Origin of the sequence: Bacillus sp. MUM 13 (assembly GCF_001866725.1) — a bacterium.
Classification (GTDB): domain Bacteria; phylum Bacillota; class Bacilli; order Bacillales; family DSM-1321; genus Peribacillus.
In genome coordinates, this window is record NZ_MLYQ01000161.1 from 1 (window position 1) to 6527 (window position 6527).

Annotated in this window: 6 protein-coding genes and 1 pseudogene; all 7 read right to left on the minus strand. The window is 37.6% G+C overall.

Going from position 1 to position 6527, the window contains the following annotated elements:
- Nucleotides 1–272: 272 nt before the first annotated feature.
- Nucleotides 273–395: an HNH endonuclease gene (locus BIV59_RS23100; RefSeq protein WP_139194443.1), complete on the minus strand. Its 123-nt coding sequence runs from the start codon at nucleotides 393–395 to the stop codon at nucleotides 273–275.
- 172 nt (nucleotides 396–567) lie between these two features.
- Nucleotides 568–1608 carry an Ig-like domain-containing protein gene (locus BIV59_RS24615; RefSeq protein ID WP_071353658.1) on the minus strand — a complete coding sequence of 347 codons (1041 nt, stop codon included), beginning with the start codon at nucleotides 1606–1608 and terminating at the stop codon, nucleotides 568–570.
- Nucleotides 1609–1833: 225 nt separating this feature from the next.
- Nucleotides 1834–2026: pseudogene (locus tag BIV59_RS24170) on the minus strand (DUF6366 family protein).
- 149 nt (nucleotides 2027–2175) lie between these two features.
- The gene (locus BIV59_RS22335) at nucleotides 2176–2994 is read right to left on the minus strand and encodes a sensor histidine kinase (protein WP_346417531.1); all 819 of its coding nucleotides are present in this window, start codon (nucleotides 2992–2994) and stop codon (nucleotides 2176–2178) included.
- A gap of 257 nt (nucleotides 2995–3251) precedes the next feature.
- Nucleotides 3252–3929 carry a response regulator transcription factor gene (locus BIV59_RS22340; protein ID WP_071353660.1) on the minus strand — a complete coding sequence of 226 codons (678 nt, stop codon included), beginning with the start codon at nucleotides 3927–3929 and terminating at the stop codon, nucleotides 3252–3254.
- A gap of 642 nt (nucleotides 3930–4571) precedes the next feature.
- The gene (locus BIV59_RS22345) at nucleotides 4572–4946 is read right to left on the minus strand and encodes a hypothetical protein (protein ID WP_071353661.1); all 375 of its coding nucleotides are present in this window, start codon (nucleotides 4944–4946) and stop codon (nucleotides 4572–4574) included.
- 844 nt (nucleotides 4947–5790) lie between these two features.
- Nucleotides 5791–6006 (minus strand): DNA polymerase, encoded by a 216-nt coding sequence (locus tag BIV59_RS24620; RefSeq protein ID WP_083392324.1) that lies wholly within the window; start codon nucleotides 6004–6006, stop codon nucleotides 5791–5793.
- Nucleotides 6007–6527: the final 521 nt, after the last annotated feature.

A 6527-nucleotide genomic window follows, 5' to 3' on the forward strand; every position in this document is an offset into this window, starting at 1 on the left:
GATATATATTTATCAGCTTTAAGGAAGACATTCACCATTTACCCTATGGAATGGTCATCAAAAGCAAATCCTATCGACATTTTGATTTTTATATCTTCGCTATTTATATTATATTTTTTTAATTTATTTAGAAAGCTTTTAAATATTCAAATATTCAACTTCTGGTTCATTAGTATGTAAGAATTATAGGGGTATCTTGATAATAATATTTCCACCTTGTAATTGAACCTATAAAGGTCTATTTGATACATTCACCCTAAAATCTATTTACTCTACCTATTTTCCAAACCACCACCCCATAGTTCTCTGCCACCAGTATGTCCTGTCTCTGCATGTATCTCTTCATCCACTAATTCCAGTTTCCCTGGTACTTCACTATGATGCCATATATACATCCTTCAGGTGTTTCATTAGCAAATATTTGTGCTCGTTGAGAATCGGTAAATTCATTACCAAGTTCAGGGTTATGATTGTAAGCTAAAAAAAGCCTAACAAAAAGAAGAGCTGCAGAGGGCAACTCCTTTTTTTATGCATTGACAAGCTTTATGAATAAAATTGATACTAACATCAGCAGTTGTTAATAACAATTGGCACTGTAACCTTCGATCCTGATTCAGGAAGGGAGGCAGTAATGTTTGCAGTTCTGTCTGAAATGCCTCTAGCCGTAAATACCGTTCTAAACAATCCTGACTGATCCGTTCTAAATTGAACGGGATTGACGCTTCCAAGGTTAGGGTCATCCACCTCAAATAAGACTGTTACACCTGCGGCCGGTTTGTCGTTAGCAATTACTTGCCCCGAAAGTTCAGACGTATTTCTCCCTCCAGCAGATGCGCATATGGAAGGAGGATCGGCGATAAAAGAAGTAATAATTGGTGCAGACGGACAGTTATTAATGGTAACGGTCGTTGTTGCTTGTGATCCAGATGAAGGTATAGTTGCTGTAATGACAGCTGGGCCTGTATTGCCATCAGCAGTAAATGTTGCAGTAAAAGCCCCATTGGCATTTGTTGTAATAGAAGACGGATTAACACTCCCCAGGTTATTTCCACTTACCTGAAATTGAACCGTGACCCCACCTGCAGGGTTCCCATTAACGAAAACTTGGCCAGTAAGTGTAGAAGTACCGGCAGTGCAGATGGTACTTAAAGAAGCATTAAAACTATTAATAGTAGCATTGTTTTGAGTACAGTTGATAATAGTAATTGGCAAAGTGGCCATTGTTCCAGGACAATCCGGCAGTGTAGCAATAATTGTACCTGTTCCCGGTCCGTTCCTAGAAATAAATACGGCTGTAAAATATCCAGATTCATTGGTGATTGTTGCACTTGGGACGAAGATGCCAAGTGCAGGGTTACTTACTGATAAACTAACAATAACCCCTGCCTCTGCAGGCCTTCCATTAATGAAAACCTGGCCCGAAATAAACCCAGTGTCGTCTCCATTTCCTGACTGCGAAGAACATAATGTAGCCGGGCTGATGCCGAAAACAATTCTTGCTGCAGGCTCTTCTGGACAACAAGGGTCAGGAATACATGTATCTTCGCAGCCGCTCCAATGAATATCCTTTAAATGGACTGTTGAGCGGGTAGTAAAACAATATCCCATTGAAATTAACACCTCACTTTATATAGAGATAGTTCAGTATATTTTAAATGACGAAGTTTGATTGGACATTTAAGATGATACTGAATAATCCTTATATACAATGAAGGGATTACAACACGAAACAGTTAGTAATCGACGAATGCAACGTACAACGTACAACGTGTAAAGTGAGGTATGACCACATGCTTCAGGTATTTTGAAGTGCATAATAAAAAAAGGGAGGTCTCACTTAAAAAATATTGAAGTGATGAAAAGTCCTATAATGATTACAAGAATAAGAATCCCAGTACCCTTCCAGCTTAAACCGCCAACTAAATCAGAAAGATTGCTTCCGTGAATACTGCCTTGAAGGACTTTTTACTTCCTTTTGCCTCATTCTTTCTCTTCTTTCTTCCGGCGTTTCTTTGTTTTGGACCATTTTCATCCCCTCACTTCTATTTTTCCGCAAATTTCAGCAAGTAATCAAAACTTCATTAAAATTAACTCACCTTTAAAATATAACATTAAATTTAGCAGAATAAACAAATTATTCCAGAGTTATAGCGAAACTCCTCCTATGCGGGTGTGTCAATGGCGAGATTTCAAAACTACATGTATCTCTGTCCCTTTTCCAATGTCGCTTTTTACTTCAATTATATATTTGTGCAAATCAATTATTTTTTTGACGATGGAGAGGCCAAGTCCGTTTCCTCCAGTGTCCCTACTTCTCGACTCATCCGCTTTATAAAAACGTTCAAATATATGCATAAGTGCATCCTTTTCTATGCCGATTCCTGTATCTCTTATTTTTACAGTGAAACCTTCCACAGATTTGTATGTCTCGACAAAGATGGTGCCTCCTTTTGGCGTAAATTTTATACTGTTGTGAAGCAAATTGATCCATACTTGATCCATCATGTCTTCATCAGCAGAAACCGTTATATTCTCAAGGGAGATATCCATATTTATTTCTTTCTCCATCCATTGCGGTTCATTAGCAAGAATAATCCGCCGGAGCTGATGATCTAATCTGTACTTCTTCCGTTCCAAAGGTAAATGTTCTGATTCCAATGAAGTAAGCTTTAATAGATTTTCACTTAATTTCGATAATCTTATGCTTTCTGTTTCGATAATTTCCAGATAATGATTTCGTTGTTCCTGGCTTAACCCTTCATTCTTCAGCGTATGTGCAAAACCGCTGATGGATGTTAAGGGAGACTGAATTTCATGTGACACATTCGAAATGAACTCCTGGCGCATTCCTTCCATTTCACCTAATTTTTCCGCCATATGATGAATGCTATTTACGATCTGATAATAGGGGTGATCATTATCCTTGTTCTCGAGAAACTGATTTTTATAAAAAGAAAGATCGATATTAAAATTTCCTTCCGACATCATCTTCATAGCCTGGATCATAGGGACCAAAAATTTGTTTTGTCTTGATTTAACCCATTGGATTTTTCTCAAAATAGATATAAAGCACCCAAAGATGAAAAATCCGAAAAAGGAGCTAATTAACTGCCTGATAAATTCGCGCGGCGTTATCTGGAACCAATTGTAGCACCACGCTGTAATCCAATATGCAAAGGACCAGCATATGAGTAGCATTGCTGCAACCGCAAGCATACCCAAAAACCGTTTCATAATTAGAGACAGCTTCATTATTTCACCTCCAAACGATAACCCAGTCCCCGGATGGTGGTAATTTTAAAAGGAGAAGACTCATGAGAAAATCGCTGCCGCAAGCGATTTATGTGAACATCAACCGTCCGCTCATCCCCCTCATAATCAAATCCCCAAATGTCTTCAATTAATTGTTCCCTTGAAAAAGTTTTATTTTGATGTGCTGCCAGCTTAAATAATAGCTCAAACTCTTTTAATGGCAGTGTAATCTCTTCATTTCCGATAAACACTTTGTAAAATTCGCGATTGATTACGACGTTTCCAATTTCAATATGATTCGATAGGCTAATTTGATAGCGTTTTAGAAGTGCCTTTACCCTTGCTGCCAGTTCAGCTGGAGCGAACGGCTTTACTAAATAGTCATCTGCACCAAGATCAAAGCCCTTTACTTTTTGAGCCGTTTCCCCTTTTGCAGTAAGCATTAAAATTGGCAATGTATCTCCATAATAGGAACGTACTTTGCGGCAAAACGTCCAGCCATCCATTTTTGGCATCATAATATCAAGTATGATCAAATTAATTTTATTTTTTTCAAGTAAGGAAATAGCCACTTCCCCGTCTGATGCCTCTAAAGCTGATAAGCCTTCTTTTACCGTGATGACATGTACTAATTCCCGGATATGCGGATCATCATCTACTATTAATATATTTGCCATAATAATCATTCCTTTTTTTAAAAAAAGATAACTGCCAAATCCATTGGCAGTGTTTTTCGAAGATATTCATTATTTTACCATTTCTTTTATGTGCGGCGCATATAAACACGTTTGGAGCAAAAATGGACACTATAGCTTATGCTCCAATATAAGAGATTGCAAAGTCCCAGCCTATGATTCCAGAGTTAGTTAGATCTTACAACTGTACAAGGTGGTAGATAGGATTAAATTTTCACAAACCATTGAAGCAGTAAAGCATTGAATGAGCGGGTACAAATGCATTAGAGAGAACGTGAGCGGAAATAGAACAATCATTGATATCCCTTATACACTTTAAGCTGTACGCGAAATGACATTGAAGAAAGCATAAATCCAAATGGACTCTTCTGGAATACATCTATACCATGTTACTAATTAAGTGTTTCATTTTGCGCTAGGAAGAACCCCTCTTTGAACAATTTGACTTTGCCATATTTACATACACCGCATACATTGCTAACTTATCACCTGTTCCCGTGAATCCCTTTTTAACCCTGAATCTGGATTGGCATTCCTACAGTCAATATTGTGTTTATGGCAAAGAAGCCACTCCGTTTTAACAATTTATTGGACTATAAAATAAAAAGACAGTTAGGGAAGATTTTATCCTCTCCTAACTGTTAAATGTTTTACTGTATCCATAATTTCTACAGTTAATTCTAATATTTTCACTTTATTATTTGAATACTCTAAAGAATAAACATAGAGCGAACCGGTTAGCTCTCTGAAAGAATTCAATTGTTCTCTTACACTTCTGTAAGCATCGTTTTCTTCCTTAGCGTTTAAGAATTTTTCATACTCTTCTGAGTTTACCTTATTTGCTAGTGACTCCGTTAAATGCTTACTGTATTGAGATATTGAATCTTCAGTCGCTTTCTTTGTTTTAGAAACGCTTGAAATAACTGATAGTACAAGTAATATGACGATTAATAAAGACAAAATTGAGGCTAAACTCAGAGATGAATATTTACTTTTCAACTGAAACACTCCTTTTATGAAACCCGCCTCATCATAGTTACCCTACCCCCGATAATCCTATGTCTAAGCGGTCAACCTTTTATGTAAACGAAAAGTAGTAAAGCAGGTTCCCGCTTTACTACTCTCTCATTACCTATCACCAACTACCAAAAGCTATTTGTTCAAACCCCCTGAGCAAATATAGTCAGATACTCATTTAATAGTTAAATTTTATGCTTACCTTCAGAAGGGATAATTTCCTTACTAAATAGGATTATATTCTGTTAGTAAACTAGCACGTCGAACCTTATATTCTTCGTACCCATTATAGTCTTAAAAACTTAGGAATGTTTTATATCATCGTAGTAAGAGCAGATGACTTCTTCAATATATTGAACTGGCAAATCTTGCTTTTTAGACTCGTACCAAGACATCCAGACATCCCTACCCCTGTACCTGCATGTAGCTTGCAGAAGCCGTCCACTAACTAGATCTCTTCTCGCCATGCTTTGAAGAAATAGTATGCATTAATAGATTGATGAACCTCTACCAACAACTCATCATGCACGAACATTGAATAGTATAAGACCCAGCACCTACATCCACCGCTCGGTTGAATAACCTGTTACAAGTGATTTTATTAATGTCAGCTGCAGTTTCCCCAGAATTCTGTGGTTACCTGCAGACGCCATATCTGAGGAACAGAGAATATCCCTCCATGATGTAACGTCTACGTCCGAAGTGAGTTGATGTGAAACCATTTGCCACATCTTCATCACGAACCCGTTAGAAGAAGGCTTCAATTTTTTTTGCCCTTGGAAGAGCGTACGTCTAATCCAGATACCTTTGTTGAGTCCCCTTATGACTAACATAGTGAACTGTCACCCATTCCGTATGGCAAACCGAAGTTACAACCTTTTGCTTTTGAACGTAGTGCCTTTGATACTAGAGAATAAAGAATCGAGAACATACGAGATGCCCGGTAGGTGTGATAATCCAACACAGGGTCATTAAACTCTAACATCAGTTTTTTCTGTTGCCCCATTGATGCAAATACACGATACTCAATCGAACTCAGAATAGGCTGCCGCTTTGGTGAAGTTTACCTCCATCTCGAATACTGTATGCGCTTGGTATTTATCTAATATTGCTTCTCTCAAGTCCGCTGTTCTGTGTAAATACTAACTTTTACCATTTGCTATATCCATTCATCATTGAATGTGTTGCTCTCCATTGTCAACCCCAGTAACAAAATGATTTATTTTATTAACCAACTAATATTATCGGCTTATTGTAACAAAGGTTTAGTATTTTTCAAAAATCAAATGGACATTGCCTTAAACAGGCGTAGCATAAAATGGATTGAAATGTTCGAAAGTGAGGAAGAGCTGGTTCACTGTGTCCGACCAAGGAAATTCCGGAACAATTAAAATTGATTGAACCATTGTCATTTCATTTATTCAAACATAATATGAACCTGCCGATGTAAAACACTCCCATTATAAAGGAGGATTTGAAATGTCAGATGGAGCTGGAATTGGTGGATACGGCTCCTTTCTGAGGCAAAAAAGAGATCCCGACAATGTAGTGACCCCTAAAAGT

Excerpts from the sequence above, each read along its gene's own strand:
- BIV59_RS24615 (WP_071353658.1), bottom strand. The coding sequence starts at position 1,608 with ATGGGATATTGTTTTACTACCCGCTCAACAGTCCATTTAAAGGATATT.
- BIV59_RS23100 (WP_139194443.1), bottom strand. The coding sequence starts at position 395 with ATGTATATATGGCATCATAGTGAAGTACCAGGGAAACTGGAATTAGTG.
- BIV59_RS22335 (WP_346417531.1), bottom strand. The coding sequence starts at position 2,994 with ATGAAGATGATGTCGGAAGGAAATTTTAATATCGATCTTTCTTTTTAT.
- BIV59_RS22340 (WP_071353660.1), bottom strand. The coding sequence starts at position 3,929 with ATGGCAAATATATTAATAGTAGATGATGATCCGCATATCCGGGAATTA.